This is a genomic window from Treponema sp. TIM-1, assembly GCF_046533115.1.
Taxonomy (GTDB): Bacteria; Spirochaetota; Spirochaetia; order Treponematales; family Breznakiellaceae; genus JAIRMO01.
In genome coordinates this window covers 109,167-124,819 of record NZ_JAJQRC010000004.1, presented here as the reverse complement: position 1 = coordinate 124,819, position 15,653 = coordinate 109,167, and the positions used below count along the sequence as shown (strand labels likewise).

At 55.7% G+C, this 15,653-nt stretch carries 15 protein-coding genes; 4 read left to right on the top strand and 11 right to left on the bottom strand.

What is annotated here, in order from left to right; all coding sequences use genetic code 11:
• Positions 1–15: 15 nt before the first annotated feature.
• The 6 genes from LQZ21_RS03805 to LQZ21_RS03780 form a co-directional block, all read right to left on the bottom strand.
• On the bottom strand, positions 16–1,497 hold the full coding sequence (locus LQZ21_RS03805; protein ID WP_411042838.1) for a sodium:solute symporter family protein: 1,482 nt from the start codon (positions 1,495–1,497) through the stop codon (positions 16–18).
• A gap of 9 nt (positions 1,498–1,506) precedes the next feature.
• Positions 1,507–1,743, bottom strand: a complete 237-nt coding sequence (locus LQZ21_RS03800) for a DUF3311 domain-containing protein (RefSeq protein WP_411042837.1) — start codon at positions 1,741–1,743, stop codon at positions 1,507–1,509.
• A gap of 104 nt (positions 1,744–1,847) precedes the next feature.
• Positions 1,848–3,509 carry an amidohydrolase gene (locus tag LQZ21_RS03795; RefSeq protein WP_411042836.1) on the bottom strand — a complete coding sequence of 554 codons (1,662 nt, stop codon included), beginning with the start codon at positions 3,507–3,509 and terminating at the stop codon, positions 1,848–1,850.
• A 231-nt stretch (positions 3,510–3,740) separates the two neighbouring features.
• Positions 3,741–4,982, bottom strand: a complete 1,242-nt coding sequence (locus LQZ21_RS03790; RefSeq protein WP_411042835.1) for a Zn-dependent hydrolase — start codon at positions 4,980–4,982, stop codon at positions 3,741–3,743.
• A gap of 52 nt (positions 4,983–5,034) precedes the next feature.
• Positions 5,035–6,996, bottom strand: a complete 1,962-nt coding sequence (gene aroF / locus LQZ21_RS03785) for a 3-deoxy-7-phosphoheptulonate synthase (RefSeq protein WP_411042834.1) — start codon at positions 6,994–6,996, stop codon at positions 5,035–5,037.
• 62 nt (positions 6,997–7,058) lie between these two features.
• On the bottom strand, positions 7,059–7,496 hold the full coding sequence (locus LQZ21_RS03780; RefSeq protein ID WP_411042833.1) for a bacteriohemerythrin: 438 nt from the start codon (positions 7,494–7,496) through the stop codon (positions 7,059–7,061).
• 94 nt (positions 7,497–7,590) lie between these two features.
• Here LQZ21_RS03780 and LQZ21_RS03775 point away from each other — a divergent pair, with 94 nt between their 5' ends.
• Positions 7,591–8,412, top strand: a complete 822-nt coding sequence (locus LQZ21_RS03775; RefSeq protein ID WP_411042832.1) for an HAD-IIA family hydrolase — start codon at positions 7,591–7,593, stop codon at positions 8,410–8,412.
• Positions 8,413–8,490: 78 nt separating this feature from the next.
• On the opposite strand, the gene LQZ21_RS03770 is transcribed toward LQZ21_RS03775, so the two are convergent.
• From LQZ21_RS03770 to LQZ21_RS03760, 3 genes are all read right to left on the bottom strand, one after another.
• The gene (locus tag LQZ21_RS03770; protein ID WP_411042831.1) at positions 8,491–9,513 is read right to left on the bottom strand and encodes an L-threonylcarbamoyladenylate synthase; all 1,023 of its coding nucleotides are present in this window, start codon (positions 9,511–9,513) and stop codon (positions 8,491–8,493) included.
• A 9-nt stretch (positions 9,514–9,522) separates the two neighbouring features.
• Positions 9,523–10,578 (bottom strand): magnesium/cobalt transporter CorA, encoded by a 1,056-nt coding sequence (corA, locus tag LQZ21_RS03765; protein WP_411042830.1) that lies wholly within the window; start codon positions 10,576–10,578, stop codon positions 9,523–9,525.
• Between the two features lie 64 nt (positions 10,579–10,642).
• Positions 10,643–11,638, bottom strand: a complete 996-nt coding sequence (locus tag LQZ21_RS03760; RefSeq protein WP_411042829.1) for a C-terminal binding protein — start codon at positions 11,636–11,638, stop codon at positions 10,643–10,645.
• Between the two features lie 96 nt (positions 11,639–11,734).
• On the opposite strand from LQZ21_RS03760, the gene LQZ21_RS03755 reads away from it, so the two are divergent.
• Positions 11,735–12,544 (top strand): ZIP family metal transporter, encoded by an 810-nt coding sequence (locus LQZ21_RS03755; RefSeq protein ID WP_411042827.1) that lies wholly within the window; start codon positions 11,735–11,737, stop codon positions 12,542–12,544.
• 33 nt (positions 12,545–12,577) lie between these two features.
• On the opposite strand, the gene LQZ21_RS03750 is transcribed toward LQZ21_RS03755, so the two are convergent.
• Positions 12,578–13,000, bottom strand: a complete 423-nt coding sequence (locus LQZ21_RS03750) for a DUF3842 family protein (protein WP_411042826.1) — start codon at positions 12,998–13,000, stop codon at positions 12,578–12,580.
• A gap of 121 nt (positions 13,001–13,121) precedes the next feature.
• Between LQZ21_RS03750 and LQZ21_RS03745 the strand changes: the two genes are divergently transcribed.
• Positions 13,122–14,081 carry a carbohydrate kinase family protein gene (locus tag LQZ21_RS03745; protein ID WP_411042825.1) on the top strand — a complete coding sequence of 320 codons (960 nt, stop codon included), beginning with the start codon at positions 13,122–13,124 and terminating at the stop codon, positions 14,079–14,081.
• 8 nt (positions 14,082–14,089) lie between these two features.
• A complete protein-coding gene (gene aroC / locus LQZ21_RS03740) occupies positions 14,090–15,208 on the top strand; it encodes a chorismate synthase (RefSeq protein WP_411042824.1) in 1,119 nt (372 codons plus the stop codon).
• A gap of 9 nt (positions 15,209–15,217) precedes the next feature.
• Here the strand turns inward: aroC and LQZ21_RS03735 are convergent, their stop codons facing one another.
• Entirely contained in the window at positions 15,218–15,604 is a 387-nt protein-coding gene (locus LQZ21_RS03735; RefSeq protein WP_411042823.1) for a DUF6941 family protein, read from the bottom strand.
• Between the last annotated feature and the right edge of the window lie 49 nt (positions 15,605–15,653).

Genomic DNA, 15,653 nt, shown 5'->3' with positions numbered 1-15,653 from the left:
CCTTCCCATCCCATGCTAGGAATAATTCTCCTCGTATTCGGTTTCCTGTTCTTCGTGGGCTTTAATAATTTCTCCGGAACGGAGGGGCGTTAGCAGGCTCACCACCATAAATACGACGGTGTTGATGATAATCGAAAACAGGCCCGAGTGCATTCCCCAGGGGACCTTAATCGCCGGAACAAAGGTGAAAAGGCAAATCAGTGCCACCCCCGCAACAAGCCCTGCGATGGCCCCGGGCGAGGTAGAACGTTTCCAGAACAGGATACCCACGGTGGGTACAAAGATCTGGGCGGTACCGGACATGGCCACCAGGCCTATGGTTACCAGGAAGCCGGGGATAAAAACGGACATAAAATAGGCGATCAGGGCAAATACCAGGATAGCCAGCCTGCCGATGAAGATCAATTTTTTATGATCCGCCTTGGTATTGATATACCGCTGGTAAATATCCACGGTATAAACCGCCGACATGGAGTGGATCTGGGAATTGGCGGTGGACATGGCCGCCGCGGCCCCACCGGCGCAGATCAGGGCAGCCAGGGCAAAGGGGGCGTATTTGAAAAGCATCACGGGGAGGATCTGATCCGCCACCTGCACTCCCGGTTCCAGCACGATCCCGGTGTTACCCACCAGCATGGAACCGATGTACGCAATGGCCGCGAAACTCAAGAGGAAGGGCATAATGTTAAAGAGCCGGGAAGATTTCACCGCGTACATCCGGGTCCAAAGCTGGGGTCCCATAAAGGAGCCCAGGGGGGTAATGATGAACATGGAGACCCACATCATAGGACCAAAGGTCCCCTTGGGACCCGGCAGGGTCAGGGATTCCGGAGCCGTTTGTTTGAGGGTCTGGAAAAGCGCCGTGGCACCCCCAACCTTGGCCGCCAGGTAGAACCCCGCAAAGACCATACCAAAAAATAACAGGACCCCGTAAAAAATATCCGTCCACGCCACCGCCCGCAGTCCCCCGGCCCATACATACACGATGATCACCGCGTAAAAGATGAGCCCACCGATCTTCCAGGGGATAAGACCGCCGGAAGCGACCTCAATAAGATAAGCTCCGCCGGTAAGCTGAATCTGGAGATAGGGAATAGTAAAGACCAGCATCACGATGGCTACCAAATTGGCCAGTGCCGGGGAACCGTAGAGTTTCCGGAAAAAATCACTGGCGGTAATACAGTTGTTTTTATGGCCGTAGAACCATATCCGTTTCCCGATAATATAATAGAGGAAACCAAAAAGGATATTCCAGGCAATCGCGGTCCAGTAGACCGGCCCCTGGGCATAAAAATATCCGTTGGAACCTAAAAAGGCAAAGGCACTCCACCAGGTAGCAGCCACGGTAAAAAACACCGCCACCGATCCCATGGTCCGGCCCTGAACAAAAAAGTCTTCGGTGGTGGGTAGAAGCTTTTTATTGGCTACCAACCCCATACACAACGGGATGAACATAAACAAGCCTAAAATAACTATCGCGCTAACATTCTGCAGCATAGGGTCCTCCTAAGTTTCTTTTCCGGTAAAATTTTTTCCCTTGCCCCAATTGGTTTTGTAGCCGATGTACATCAAAACCACCATAACTACCCACATGATAAGGGTAAAACTATAGATGAAGGGCAGCCCGAAGATCATGGGATCTATTCTGTTAAAGAAAAGAACCCCGGGAAATTCCATTATCAAAAAACCGATAAAAATTAAAAGAAACAACAAGATCCTGCCGGGATAAACTCTTTTTTCCATTCCGTAACCTCCAACATTCAAATTAAGCTTTCTAGGAAAACTTTTACGCCCGGAAGCGGCTTTAAACCCGGTTAATTTAAAGCCGCCTCTCTATTAAGCCCCTGTTACAGGGCATTATAAACCAGCTTGCCGCCCACATAGGTCTGGAGGGTCTGTAATTCATGTAAGCCAAAGGGATCGATGGTAAAGGGATCCTGGGAGACAACGATAAAATCAGCGAGCATACCGGTTTTGAGCTTTCCCTTCCGGTTTTCCTCAAAGGTGGCATAGGCGCTTCCCTGGGTATAGATTTTAAGGGCCTCTTCCAGGCTTATTTTCTGGCTTAAGCCCAGGGCTTCCCCGGTACTACTGACCCGGGTTACCATGGCCTGCAATGCCTGATAGGGGTGCTGGGTCCCACAGGGGTTATCCGAACTTGCCCCCACGGGAATTCTCCGGTCCAGAAAGGAACGATGGGCAAACATCCTTTCGATGCGGTTCCCATAGGGCCCCATCTTATCGCCGTGTTCCCACACATAGGAGACAAAGGGGCAAACCACTACCCCCAGGCGCTTAATTCTTTCCAAAATTTTATCGTTCACCACCGTACAATGGGCGATCCGGTGCCGGGGATCCCGCCGGGGGATCCGTTCCTGGGCCTTTTCATAGGCATCCAAAACCATCTCGATGGCCCGGTCCCCATTGGCGTGGATCTCCATCTGCAGCCCTGCCCCGTGAGCATCCATGACCAGGGCCTCTATTTCCTCCGGGGTTTTGGTAGGGATCCCGTAATAATCCGGCCGGTTAAGGTAGGGCTCACTGACCCAGGCGGTATGCCCCGCGATAGCGCCGTCCACAAAACTCTTGATCCCCCCCATCCTGACCCATTCGTTGCCGAATCCGCTGGAAAGGCCCAGTTGTTTTATCAGGGGGAGGTTAATATCCAGGACGATCATATACACCCGAACCGTCAAAGTTCCCGTGTTATACGCCTGGGTATAGGCCCGGATCTCCGGGGGATTGATCAGGGCATCCCCCACACTGGTGATCCCGTAACGGTTATACTCCTTACAGGCGAGTTCCAGGGCTTTCAGGTACTGTTCCGGGGTGTAGGAGGGCACAAAGCTGGTACCGCCGCCCATACCGGTAACAAAAAGGAAATGGGCCTCTTCTTTACAAATACCGGTCAGCTCCCCCCGGCTGTCCTTTTCAAATTCCCCACCCGGGGGATTGGGGGTATCAGCGGTGATCCCCGCCAGGGAAAATCCCCGGCTGTTGACTACGCCCATGTGACAGGACTGGGCCCGGATATGGACCGGATGCTGGGGGGCAACCCTATCCAACTCCAATCGGGTAGGGGGGCGTTTTTCCGCCAGCTTCGCCGGATCCAGGGAACCGGCCAGGATCCACTGTCCTTTGGGGGTGGTTTCCACTGCTTTTTTAACGAGCTCCAGAATATCGTCTATGGATTTTACCTTACCGGAAGAACAGTCCAACTGTAACAACTGCTGTCCCCGGAGGGATAAGAGGTGGCAATGGGTATCGTTAAAACCAGGCAGGACCGTCCTTCCCTCAAGGTCGATAACCCTGGTATCCGGTCCTTTAAAAACCTCACAACCCTCTTCATCTCCCGCCGCCAGAAATTCCCCCTTCCACAGGGCCAGCGCCCGGGCCCGGGGATTATCGTCATCCAGGGTATAGATATTTCCGTTAATAAAAATCGTATCCGCGTAGAACATATCAGGAACCTTCTTTACGATAATGATATTTCCGCCGTCCAAGGACATTTCCCAAATTATGGCTTCGGGAAGGTAGCCTTAACCTAGAGAGAAAACGGGCCGGCCTAATTTTAAGGTTGGCCGCCCTTTCCAAAACAAACTGGATTTTTAAAAAGGTCCACTAAACACCGGAAAGAATTACAAAAGTATAATAATACATGAAATATAAAAAATCAAGCGAAAATTACATTTTTATACATTTTTTATACAAAATCTGCATTACGGCTGCTTCTAGGGGGCTTAGTCCGCAGAATCCGGGGATTTAGCGTCCGCCTCCAGAACCGTATTCAGGGCCACGTTGATACCTTGCCATGCCTCGTCCACCGAGGTAAACTCCTCCTCGCAGTGGCTGTGGCCGCCTTTACTGGGTACAAAGATCATGGTGGTGGGGATCAGCTCCGCTACGTACTGGGCATCGTGTCCCGCCCCGCTGTAGATCTTCATGGCGGAATACCCCAGATCCTTGGCATTTTTTTCGACGATAGTTACCAGTTTCCGGTTAAAGTAGACCGTTTTTCGGGCCCAGGCTTCCCGGTAGCTTACCGTACATTTATCCATCTTTTTGGGGAGGCCTTTGATCACCTTGACCACCTGTTTCATTACCTCCGGATCCCGGTGACGGGCATCCAGGGAAAACTCTACATAATCGGGGATAACCGTATGAACACAAGGGTGAACCACCAGTTCTCCCGTAGTATACACGAGATGCTTATCCAGTTTGTCTAATTCGATATGGAGGTATTTAATGGTGTCCGCAGCGGCCAGAAGGGCGTCCTTCCGGTAGGACATGGGGGTAGTCCCCGCATGATCCGCCTGCCCATGGGTACTTATCCGGTAGTTTACCATACCCAAGACCCCCTCCACCACACCGATCTGTTTTTTTTTAGCCTCCAGAATAGGCCCCTGCTCAATATGGAGTTCCAGCATCATGGTGTAATCCCGGGAATTAAGCCGGTTGGCCTGGTCCCCCACAAAACCGCTATCCCCCAGGGCCTCCCCAAAGGTTTTCCCCTCGGGGCTTTTGGACAGGAGCATGGTCTCCTTTTCAAATTTTCCACAGAGGATACCGGAACTCATCATTGCCGGAGGATAGCGGGAGCCCTCCTCATTGGTCCAGACCATGGCGGTAAAGGGGCGGCGATGGGGAATTTTATCCCGTACCATGGTCTCCGCCACCTCCATGGCGGCGATCACCCCGAGGACCCCGTCATAGTTGCCGCCGTTCCTCACCGAATCCAGGTGGGAGGCCATAACAATACCGGGCAGCGCCGGATCAGACCCCGGAACCGTGGCATACATATTGGCCAGATCATCGGTAAAAACCTTAATTTTAAGGGCCTTCATCCGCTTAACGAACTCATTCCTGGCCTGAACCGCCTCTTTGGACAGGGAAAACCGGGTTATTCCCCCCCGGCTGGTGGCTCCGAATTGGGCAAAGGTTTCAATTTTATCCTTTACCCGGTCCTTATCACAGGTGAACATAATCTTCCTCCTTAAAAAAAACAGAACTCCGCCGTGTTCAGGCGGCCGGCCCCTACAGTGAGCCCCGGTACACCCCCAGAAAACGGAAATCTTCGGTTTTTGTTTTTAATTCCTCAATGGCCGGATCAAAGGTCCCCTCGGACTCGGGGATGTTCACGTCCACATAGAAGAGATAACGCCAGGGTTGTCCCTGGATGGGCCGGGATTCCAGCTTGGATAGATTGATCCCCCGTTCGCTCATGATTTTGAGGCAGGCAAAAAGAGAGCCCGGGGTATCGGGAACTGAAAAAACCAGGGAAGCCTTATTGGGGGGTTCCGAACCTAAACTGGGGGGGACGGAGACCTTGTCCCCTATTCTCCGGGTAATAATAACAAACCGGGTGTAGTTTAAGGGATTGGTCTCGATCCCCATCCTGAGCACCTTGAGGCCGTGGATCTTGGCGGCGGCTTCCCCGGCGATAGCCGCTACCTTGGTTGCCCCTTCCCGGGCAATGGAAGCTACCGCGGTGGCGGTATCGTTACAGGCCTCAAGCTGCCAGTGGGGATATTTGTCCAGAAAATCCCGGCATTGGGCAAAGCCCTGGGGGTGGCTGCGGACTATTTTTATGGTATCAAGATCGGCTTTTTCATCCCCGATAAGGCAGTGGACTATCCTGAGTTTTAATTCCCCCACAATAGCGATATCCGGGTAACGTAGAAAGAGGTCGTAATTCTCGTGGACCGAACCGGCCAGGCTGTTTTCCACGGGCACTATCCCGGCCATGGCGGAACCATCCAGCACCGCGTCAAAAACCGCCCGAAAGGAGGGACATCGCAGCCGGGAAGCCTCTTCGCCGAAGACCCTCATCAAGGCCTGTTCGGCAAAGGCGCCGCTTTCCCCGGAGAAGGCCGCGGGAATATCCCCCCGCTCCTCGCTATCCCCCGCTTTTGTCAGGATCTCGGTATGATGGGCCCCTCCTCCATGGGAAGGCAGGGGTGTCCGAAGCAGTTCCTTTCCCACCACTGGGGCCAGGGCTTCAATATCCCGCATGAGCCGTTCAAATTGTTCCGGGTAGAGGGATTGGGGGCCGTCGGAAAGGGCTTCGTCCGGCCGGGGGTGAACCTCTATGGTCAGACCGTCGGCCCCGGCGGCTATGGCGGCCAGCCCTGCGGAACTTACCTTGGCCCGGATACCTACCGCGTGACTGGGATCCACGATTACCGGCAGGTGGGAAAGGGCCTTGACCACGGGGATGGCGGAAATATCCAGGGTATTCCGGGTATAGGTTTCAAAGGTCCGGATCCCCCGTTCGCAGAGGACCACATCCTGGGTACCCGAAGCCAAAAGGTATTCGGCGGAGAGGAGCCATTCCTCAATGGTCGCCGAAGGGCCCCGTTTAAGCAGTACCGGCTTCCCCAGGGAGCCGACTTTTTTCAGTAATTCATAGTTTTGCATATTCCGGGCGCCAATCTGGAACATATCGGTGATATCCTTCATCTGGACCGCCAGTTCCGGGGAAACCACTTCGGTCACAATGGGCATACCCTGGGCTTCTCCCGCGGCTTTCATGTATTCCAGGCCCTTCATTCCCAGACCCTGGAAGGCATAGGGGCTGGTCCGGGGCTTAAACGCCCCTCCCCGGAGGATCACCGCCCCGGATTCCCGGACCATGGCGGCGGTTTCCATGATCTGCTCCCGGCTTTCCACGGCGCAGGGACCGGCGATCACCGAAATCCGGGAGCCGCCGATTTTTACCAGGCCGGTGGACTGCGCCGCTCCCCCCACGCTCACAATGGTATCCTCGGCCTTGGTTTCCCGGGAGGCCAATTCATAGGGTTTGGAGGTTGCCGCCACCCGTTCAACTCCGGGCAGCAGGCTGAGTTCCCGGATATCCACCACCCCCTTCCCCGAGGCAGCGATGATCTCATCTTCCCCCAGGGCCTGTTCCCGGAGGCTAAAGCCCCGGTCCTTTAAATATATCCGAACCATTTCCTTATCATGAACCGAAACACCCTGGGACAAAACCACTATCATGAGAAACCTCGGTATTATTGGAATAGGGGGTATACTACCCTCCGTACGCTCCGCCTATGAGCTTATATTTTCAACCCGCCATTTTTTTTGAGATTTATAATATATTCGGCATATTTTTTATCCACCATGGCAATATGGGTCAGGATCCAATCCCGGAGGAAACGGACAAAAATATTGGGGACGAATTTTTTACCCTCCTCAAAATTTTTAACCTCCTCCAGCACCTGTCTGACAAATTCCTCGTGTTGCTTCTTATGGGCCGTAAATTCAGGGTAATTGACATTTTTCAGAATCTGCTCTTCCGCGCCGAAATGGAACTTTACATAATCCACTGTTCCCTGGATCGCGATCCTAAAGTTCTCCCGGGCCGCTTCGTCTCCCTGGAGACAGCTCTCGTAAAGATTATTGGTCAACCGGATAAGTTCTTTATGCTGCTCATCTATCAGGGGAATACCGATTAAATACCGATCATCCCATTCAACAATAATATTATCACTCATACCCTGCCTCATCATAGGACTTTGCAGCTTCTTCTATAAGATATAAAAATATAACAATAGTTACAATCCTTAAAAAATAGGCTATAGTTGAAGCATGGAAAACGATCTGGAATATATCAGGTCCAAACGGGCCTTTATTATCGACATGGACGGGGTGATCTACCATGGAAATATGGTTCTTCCCGGGGCGGTGGATTTTGTGGAGTGGCTAACCCACAGTAACAAGGCCTTTCTCTTTTTGACCAATTCCAGTGAACGCTCCCCCCTGGAACTGTCCCAGAAGCTTGCCCGGCTGGGGATCATCGTGGACCCGGAACATTTTTATACCAGCGCCCTGGCCACGGCGGGGTTCCTGGCCTCCCAAAAACCGGGTGGTTCCGTCTACGTCATCGGGGAACCGGGGCTGATCCAGGCCCTATACGACGCGGGGTTCACCATGAATAACGTGAATCCCGATTATGTGGTAGTGGGGGAGGGTAGGGGGTACAGTCTGGAGGCTCTGGAACGGGCGGTCAAACTGGTTTTTGGGGGAGCCCGATTGATCGGTACCAACCCGGATCTAACCGGGCCGGTGGAAGGGGGGATAGTTCCGGCCTGCGGTTCCCTGGTGGCCCCCATAGAACTGTCCACCGAGACCAAGGCCTATTTTGTGGGGAAGCCCAATCCCCTGATGATGCGGCACGGCCTGCGAAGGCTCAACGCAAAGCGGGAAGAAACGGTTATTATCGGGGACCGCATGGATACGGACATAGTTGCCGGGGTGGAAGCGGAAATCGAGACGGTCCTGGTCCTTTCGGGGGTCACCAAGATGGCGGATATTCCCCGATTTCCCTACCGGCCCAAGCATATTCTGGAGGGGGTCTTCGAGATTCCCCCGGGCATGGATGCTTCTCAAGACCCGGCGGCCCATACCTAGCAGCCTGTTGCACTGGTGGATTTTTTGCGCTTGATGCCGCAAAAATCCCGATTATCGGGGCTGCTTACGCGGTACCGGCTATTCTCGGGCCGCGGCTTTGCAAAGGCGGTCATTAATGGCCGGTCCCAGCCCCGAGGGGGGGGCTTCCTCCGCCCTAATCCGGGAAAAGCCCAGCCGGTCCAGCTCGTGGAGGGTATCAAAGAGATTGGCCGCGGCCTCCGTGGTATTCCCCTCCTCGGAAAGGACCCGAATTCCGGGGAACGGGCCGGATCCGGGAAGGTCCCGCTGCCCCTGAAGCCACCGGTCCCGGGAGGCTCCGTCAAAGAAAAGGCAGGCCCCCCGGGGATCAAAATCCAAGGCGATCATTGCATCCTTTTCATATAGGGTGAGGGGGGTACGGGGGGCATAGTGGCTTTTGAGTTGCCCCGGAGCGTTGACCGGGCCTTCCGTTTCTTGGGGGGGGGCTACCGGCCCGATAAGGGCCTCGATCCGCTCTTGGGGGACGCCCCCGGGGCGGAGGATCCGGGGGGAAGGGCCGGTCATGTCCAGGACGGTGGACTCTACCCCAACCCTGGTCCGGCCCCCGTCCAGGATCAGGTCTACCCGGTCCCCCAGCTGGTCCCGGACATGTTCCGCCCTGGTGGGACTAAGACGGCCGAAGGGGTTGGCGCTGGGGGCGGCCACCGCCCCGGTGGATAGGGCGATGAGTTTTTGGGCCGCCGGGTGATCCGGCAGCCGGACCGCCACGGTGGCAAGCCCCGCGGTGGCAAGTTCCGGAATTTCCCGCCTTTTGGGAAGGATCAGGGTCAAAGGCCCGGGCCAGAGCTTTTCACAGAGCAGGTCGGTTTTTCTCCGGGCCTCCCCCTCCAGAAGTTCCAGGTCCGCCGCCAGTTCCAGCCCTTCCACCCGGGCGATGTGGATGATCAGGGGATCAAAGCGGGGCCGGTTTTTAACCTCAAACACCCGTGCCAGGGCCGCGGGGTTAAACCCGTCGGCCCCCAGACCGTAGACGGTTTCCGTCGGAAAGGCGACCAAGCGCCCGGATCTCAGGGCTTCCGCCGCCAGGGCGATATCAAAATCAGAGACCGTCAGGATCCGCACCAAAGCCCCCTAAAACCAGCGCCGGTGCTTAAAGAAAAGCAGCATCCCCAGGGCAATGAGGATCATCCCCCCCCAGGTCAGGGGATAGGCGTAGGGGTACTGCAACTCGGGCATATAGATGAAATTCATCCCATACACGCCGACGATAAAGGTCAGGGGTATAAAGAGGGTGGAAATGATGGTCAGCACCTTCATCACCTGGTTCATACGGTTTGAAACCGCCGAGAGGTTCACCTCTATCACTCCGGCGATAAGCTCCCGGTAGGTTTCCACGGTTTCCGCCACCTGGATCACGTTGTCGTGGAGGTCCTTGATAAAGGGCCCCAGCTCCTCATGGATAAAGGCGGGACTAAGCCGGGGCAGCAGGGAAAGACTTTCCCGGAGGGGCCAGACGATGCGCCGGATTTTGAGGAGCTCCTGTTTTATCTTCTGGATATCCGGCATAAAGGCTTCATCCTTTTCGTCCATGGCCCGGTCCTCAAAATTCTCGATTTTGTCCCCCAAATCGTCCAGCACGAGAAAATAGGCGTCCACCACCGAATCCACCAGCCCATAGGCCAGATAATCCGCCCCCATCTTCCGCACCCGGCCCCCATTGTTCAAGATCCGCCGCCGGATGCCGCTGAAGGGGTCCCCGGCCACTTCCTGAAAGGTGATCACCGTGTTTTCCATCAATACCAGGCTTATCTGCTCGAAGACCAGCTCATTTTCTTCCCGGATATGCAGATCCTTGAGGATAAAAAAGAGGTAATTGTCGAATTCCTCCACCTTGGGCCGCTGGCCCGTATCCAGGATATCCTCCACCGTTAGGGGGTGGATGCCGTAATATTCCGCCAGCCGGGTAATGGCGGCGGAATCCTTGAGGCCGTTGATGTTTATCCAGGTAATCCCCTGGGGGTTTTTAAAGGCCAATAATTCATCCACCGTATCTGCGGACTTGAGCCAGGCCTGGGAAGGATCGTATCCGATGAGGGAAAGGGCGGTTTCCATGGGGTTCCGTTCCCCCACATAAATGGGACTACCCGGCGTTACCCCGATATTGGGCCGTTCGATTTTTTCATCCATAATAAGACGATACTATTCCGAGCAGTTACCTGCAAGGGGGAAGCCTTCCATGGCCCCCCCAGGCCTAAGCGGTATATTCCATGCCCGGTTCCGCGCCGGTTTTCCGTGTCACCGGCCGGTTTACGGCGAATTTAGGGATCCGCCCTTCCAGCACTTCCCGAACATTCATGGCCGCCCGGGTTTTGAGGATCGAGACCGATTCCCTGCTGTAATAGGCGCTGTGGTCGGTGAGGATCAGGTTGTCCAGGGAGAGGAGGGGGTGATCCGGCGGGAGGGGTTCCTTTTCAAACACGTCCAGGCCCGCGGCGCCGAGTTTGCCCGAGCGTAAAGCCTCCACCAGGGCGGTCTCATCAATGACCTGCCCCCGGGAGACGTTGATGAGGATGGCCCCGTCCTTCATCCGGGCAAGGGTCCGGGCATTGATACAATGGCGGGTACCCTCGTTCAGGGGCACATGGAGGGAAATAAAATCCGATTCCGTAATGACCGTATCAAAGGACGCGGCTTCCCCCGCCATGCCCGGATGGAGTTTTGTCGTGATATGGGGATCGGCGATGAGGATACGGCTGAAACCAAAGCCCTGAACTTTTTCCCAAAACGCCCGTCCGGTGGCGCCAAAGCCCACAATACCCAAAACCGCCCCGGACAGACGCCGAATGGGCCGGTTTAGGTTCCACCCCCCCGCCCGGACCCCCCGGTCCTTAAAGGGGATCCATCGGACACCGGCGAGGAGCAGCCCCAGGGCGTGTTCCGCCACTTCCTCGGTGCAATAATTGGGCACATTGGTTACCCAGATCCCCTGTTCTTCCGCGGCGAGGATGTCCACATTATCGTATCCAATGCCATAACGGGAAATAACCTGGCATTTTTTTAAGGCGCCGATAACCCGGGCGTTCATAGACGCCTGATTGAGGAGGATGCCATCGGCATCGGCGCAGGCTTCAATAAGCGCGTCTTCGGTATGACCACCGGCGATGCTTACCTCCGCTTCTAAATCCTTTAAAACAAACCGTTCTTCGTCGGACCATCCGAACCGGTCGTCGGTTATCACAATCTTCATACTCCCTTTTCGGCATAACCGGCCCGGAGCAAAAGTATTTGCTTTTATCCCGGGGGGGTCTTTGAAAAATCCACTTTTTTGTAATATTATTATAATATGGAATGGTTTATCCACAGAAACGTAATTATCCAGGCTCTGTTGGCTACCCTCTTTACCTACGGGGTGACGGCCCTGGGGGCGGGGACGGTGTTTTTCTTTAAAAGTATCAACCGTAAAATTTTGGACGGTATGCTGGGGTTTGCCGGCGGGGTGATGATCGCGGCGAGTTTTTGGTCCCTGCTGGAACCGGCGATCCTCATGGCGGAAGCCTCCGGAGGGGTACCCTGGCTGCCCGCGGCGGTGGGTTTTCTGGGAGGAGGCTTTTTCCTCCGCCTGGTGGACCGGATCCTTCCCCATCTGCATATCGAATACAACCTGCAGGACGCCGAGGGGCCGAAAACCAACTGGGGCCGTTCGGCGCTGCTGGTCCTGGCCATCACCATCCACAATATCCCCGAAGGTCTTGCCGTAGGGGTCGGATTTGGGGCGGCGGCGGCGGGGATCCCCGGGGCGGGATTCACCGGAGCTATCGCCCTGGCCCTGGGGATCGGACTCCAGAATTTTCCCGAAGGGGCCGCGGTTTCCATCCCCCTGCGCCGGGACGGGATGAGCCGTCCCCGGGCTTTTTGGTACGGCCAGCTTTCGGGGTTGGTGGAACCCTTTGCCGGGGTCCTCGGGGCCGCCACGGTGTTCTATATCAAGCCTATTTTGCCCTATGCCCTGGCTTTTGCCGCGGGGGCCATGATCTTTGTGGTGGTCGAAGAGGTGATCCCCGAATCCCAAAAAGAGGGAAACGAGCACATCGCCACCGCGGGACTTTTGCTGGGTTTTGCCCTGATGATGGCCCTGGATGTGGGCTTAGGTTAGGAAATCCGGCGGCTGAGGAGCCGCCGGCCGGGGTTAACGTACTGAAAGCCGTTCCTTGAGGCAGTCTATCGCCTTATCGATTATTTTGGTGAAGGGTAGGGATTCCATGCCTACCAGGCGGAAATGGTCCTGCTGCAGGGGCAGGAGGATCTTCTCCCCCGGGGCGGCGAGGATCGCCTCGGCCATGGCCGGGCTTATTTCTCCCATGAGGCTGTTGACGATGACAATACCGATGGGGCCCAGGATAAAGTCCCCCAGGGAAGCGGATACCTTGATGGCGTTTTCACCGGCGGCGCCCCGGTGGGCCCCGGCCTTGATCATCCGTTCCGTTGCCACCGCATTGGTACCCAGGGCGATAATTTCCAGTTCCTCATGGTTTATTTCCCGAATTTTGGATATGAGCTGGGCGCCGATACCGCCCCCCATACCGTCAATAATAACCACCGTTTTCTTCATGGTATTACCATACCCTGATGGGGTAAATCTGTCAATTTTGTCCGGGCTAGGGCGTATCCCGCCTTCATTTTTTTTATTTTTGGTGATAAGGTTATTCGGATCCAATCCAAAGGAGTTTTTTATGATCCTATGCTGCGGCGAAGCCCTTATTGATATGATTCCCGCTCCTTCCGGGGGGGAGGATGGATTTATTCCCCGTCCCGGGGGGAGCCCCTACAATACCGCGGTAGCCATCGGCAGGCTTGGTACTCCGGTACGGTTTTTGGGCCGGCTTTCCACGGATTTTTTCGGGGAAATGCTGGTCCGCCGGCTTTCCCAAAATGCCGTGGGGACCGATTGGATCATCCGTTCCGGGGAGAATTCCACCCTGGCCTTTGTTAAACTTGAACCGGGAAAGGAGCCGGCCTATGTTTTTTATACCAAGGGAAGCGCCGATTCATCCCTGAGCCCCGGGGATCTCCCCCCCAGCCTGATCCCGGAAATCCGGTGTATCCTTTTTGGTTCCATCGCCATGACCATGGAACCTATCGCGACCGCCATCGAAACCCTGATATTCCGGGAGAACACCCCCTACGGGCCGGTTATTTCCCTGGACCCCAATATACGTCCCTTTATGATCCGGGATCGGGATGCCTATGTCCAACGTTTTGAAGGTTGGGTAAGGGCCTCAACCATCGCAAAAATCTCCAAGGCGGATTTTGAGTTTATTTACCCCGGCCTGGGCCTGGAAAAATCTCTGAAGAAGATCCTTGCCATGGGGCCCCGCATGGCCCTTACCACCCTGGGCGCCGAGGGAGCCCGGGCGCTGCTTCTGAAAGACAACGGGACTATCCTGGACGTCAGCGCCCCGGTGGTGGATCTGCTGGTGGCCGATACCATAGGCGCCGGGGATACCTTTCACGGGGCCTTTCTCTCCTGGCTGGAGGGGGCGGGAAAGATGTCCCGGGAAGGGCTTCTTTCCCTGACGGAAAAGGAACTCTACGAGGCCCTGTTTTTCGCCAATAAGGCGGCGTCCCTGGTCTGTTCCCGGCACGGGGCGGATCCCCCCTCCCGGGCGGAGGTGGACGCCCTAAAGTCATAGGAATAGTCATGGGCGGGAATCGTTTTGGAACCCTTTTTACCGTTACCACCTTTGGTGAATCCCACGGTCCCGGCTGCGGATCCCTGGTGGACGGTTGTCCCGCGGGGGTAAACCTGGAAACGGAGGACATTGCCCGGGAACTGCGCCGTCGCCGCCCCGGAGGGAATAGGGCCGCCTCTGCCCGGGCCGAAGCGGACGAGCCGGAGATCCTCTCCGGGATCTTTGAGGGAAAGACCCTGGGAACCCCCATCGCCATCCTGGTACGGAATAAAGATCAGCATTCCGGGGATTACGATGAACTCCGGGACCTGTACCGGCCGGGCCACGCGGACTGGACCTGGGAGGCCAAATACGGCATCCGGGATCACCGGGGGGGCGGAAGAAGTTCCGGTCGGGAAACGGTGGGACGGGTCGCGGCGGGGGCGGTGGCCAAGGCCTTCCTGGCCGGGCCGGGCATTCTGATCCGGGCCTGGACCTCCGCCGCCGCGGGGATCCGGGCGCCGGATCCGGAGGAAAAGGGCTTTGATTATGAGGAGACCAAGAAAAATCCCCTGGGGGTGCCTTGCCGGGAGAGCGCCGAAAAGATGCTGGAGAGGATAGAAGCATTAAAAAAACAGGGGGATAGCGCCGGTGGGGTGGTGACCTGTGTGGTCACGGGACTTCCGCCGGGACTGGGGGACCCGGTTTTCGATAAGCTCGACGCCCGGATCGCCGCCGCCATGCTTTCCATCGGGGCCGTGAAAGGGGTGGAATTGGGAACGGGCTTTACCGCCGCCTCCTGTCTGGGCTCGGTCCACAACGACGAACCCATCTCTGCCCAAGCCGGGCAGGCCTGTCCCGGACTTCCACCCGGGGTACCGTTCCTGACCTTTAAGACCAACCATGCCGGGGGGGTCCTGGGGGGGATTTCCACCGGTTCCCCCCTAGAATTCCGGGTGGTCTTTAAGCCGGTTCCCTCCATAGCGAAAAAGCAGCACACCCTGGACCGGTGGAATGCGGCTCAGGACCTGGTTATCCGGGGGCGGCACGATGTCTGCATTGTTCCCCGGGCAATACCGGTGGTGGAAGCCATGACCGCCCTGGTTTTGGCGGATCTGGTCCTTTTAAACCGATGCGCCCGGGTCTAACCGGAAAATTCAGCCCCGCCTGATATAGAGGGGTATTGAGGTAAGTTCCTTATCGTCCATATACAACACAAAATTGACCACTCCGCTGCTTTTGAATTGCAGATTGGAAATAGAAAAGACCAGGTGGGAAACGGCGGTAGCGTTTCCCACTCCCTTGACATCCACGTTTCCCGAAATAGTTTCCATGTTTAATTCCCCATTGAGATCCCGGGTTTCTATTCGAAAAGTATGATTGACAAATTCCCAAATATCAAAACGCAGGCGGATGACCACCGATAATTGTGGATGAATACAGGGAAAATTCTTGGAAACAATCGTATCAAAGGTCCCAATAATGGTAAGTTTACCGCCGCTTTCCTGGGCAAAATCGCAAAAGGTAAAAATCTCAGCTTTCATTTAAGACTCCGTCCAACAAATATATACCAAAACAGCGAACAAGTGGATG

Excerpts from the sequence above, each read along its gene's own strand:
- LQZ21_RS03750 (WP_411042826.1), bottom strand. The coding sequence starts at position 13,000 with ATGAAGAAAACGGTGGTTATTATTGACGGTATGGGGGGCGGTATCGGC.
- LQZ21_RS03775 (WP_411042832.1), top strand. The coding sequence starts at position 7,591 with ATGGAAAACGATCTGGAATATATCAGGTCCAAACGGGCCTTTATTATC.
- LQZ21_RS03755 (WP_411042827.1), top strand. The coding sequence starts at position 11,735 with ATGGAATGGTTTATCCACAGAAACGTAATTATCCAGGCTCTGTTGGCT.
- LQZ21_RS03800 (WP_411042837.1), bottom strand. The coding sequence starts at position 1,743 with ATGGAAAAAAGAGTTTATCCCGGCAGGATCTTGTTGTTTCTTTTAATT.
- aroC (WP_411042824.1), top strand. The coding sequence starts at position 14,090 with ATGGGCGGGAATCGTTTTGGAACCCTTTTTACCGTTACCACCTTTGGT.
- LQZ21_RS03780 (WP_411042833.1), bottom strand. The coding sequence starts at position 7,496 with ATGAGTGATAATATTATTGTTGAATGGGATGATCGGTATTTAATCGGT.
- LQZ21_RS03745 (WP_411042825.1), top strand. The coding sequence starts at position 13,122 with ATGATCCTATGCTGCGGCGAAGCCCTTATTGATATGATTCCCGCTCCT.
- LQZ21_RS03805 (WP_411042838.1), bottom strand. The coding sequence starts at position 1,497 with ATGCTGCAGAATGTTAGCGCGATAGTTATTTTAGGCTTGTTTATGTTC.
- corA (WP_411042830.1), bottom strand. The coding sequence starts at position 10,578 with ATGGATGAAAAAATCGAACGGCCCAATATCGGGGTAACGCCGGGTAGT.
- aroF (WP_411042834.1), bottom strand. The coding sequence starts at position 6,996 with ATGATAGTGGTTTTGTCCCAGGGTGTTTCGGTTCATGATAAGGAAATG.
- LQZ21_RS03795 (WP_411042836.1), bottom strand. The coding sequence starts at position 3,509 with ATGTCCTTGGACGGCGGAAATATCATTATCGTAAAGAAGGTTCCTGAT.
- LQZ21_RS03790 (WP_411042835.1), bottom strand. The coding sequence starts at position 4,982 with ATGTTCACCTGTGATAAGGACCGGGTAAAGGATAAAATTGAAACCTTT.
- LQZ21_RS03735 (WP_411042823.1), bottom strand. The coding sequence starts at position 15,604 with ATGAAAGCTGAGATTTTTACCTTTTGCGATTTTGCCCAGGAAAGCGGC.
- LQZ21_RS03760 (WP_411042829.1), bottom strand. The coding sequence starts at position 11,638 with ATGAAGATTGTGATAACCGACGACCGGTTCGGATGGTCCGACGAAGAA.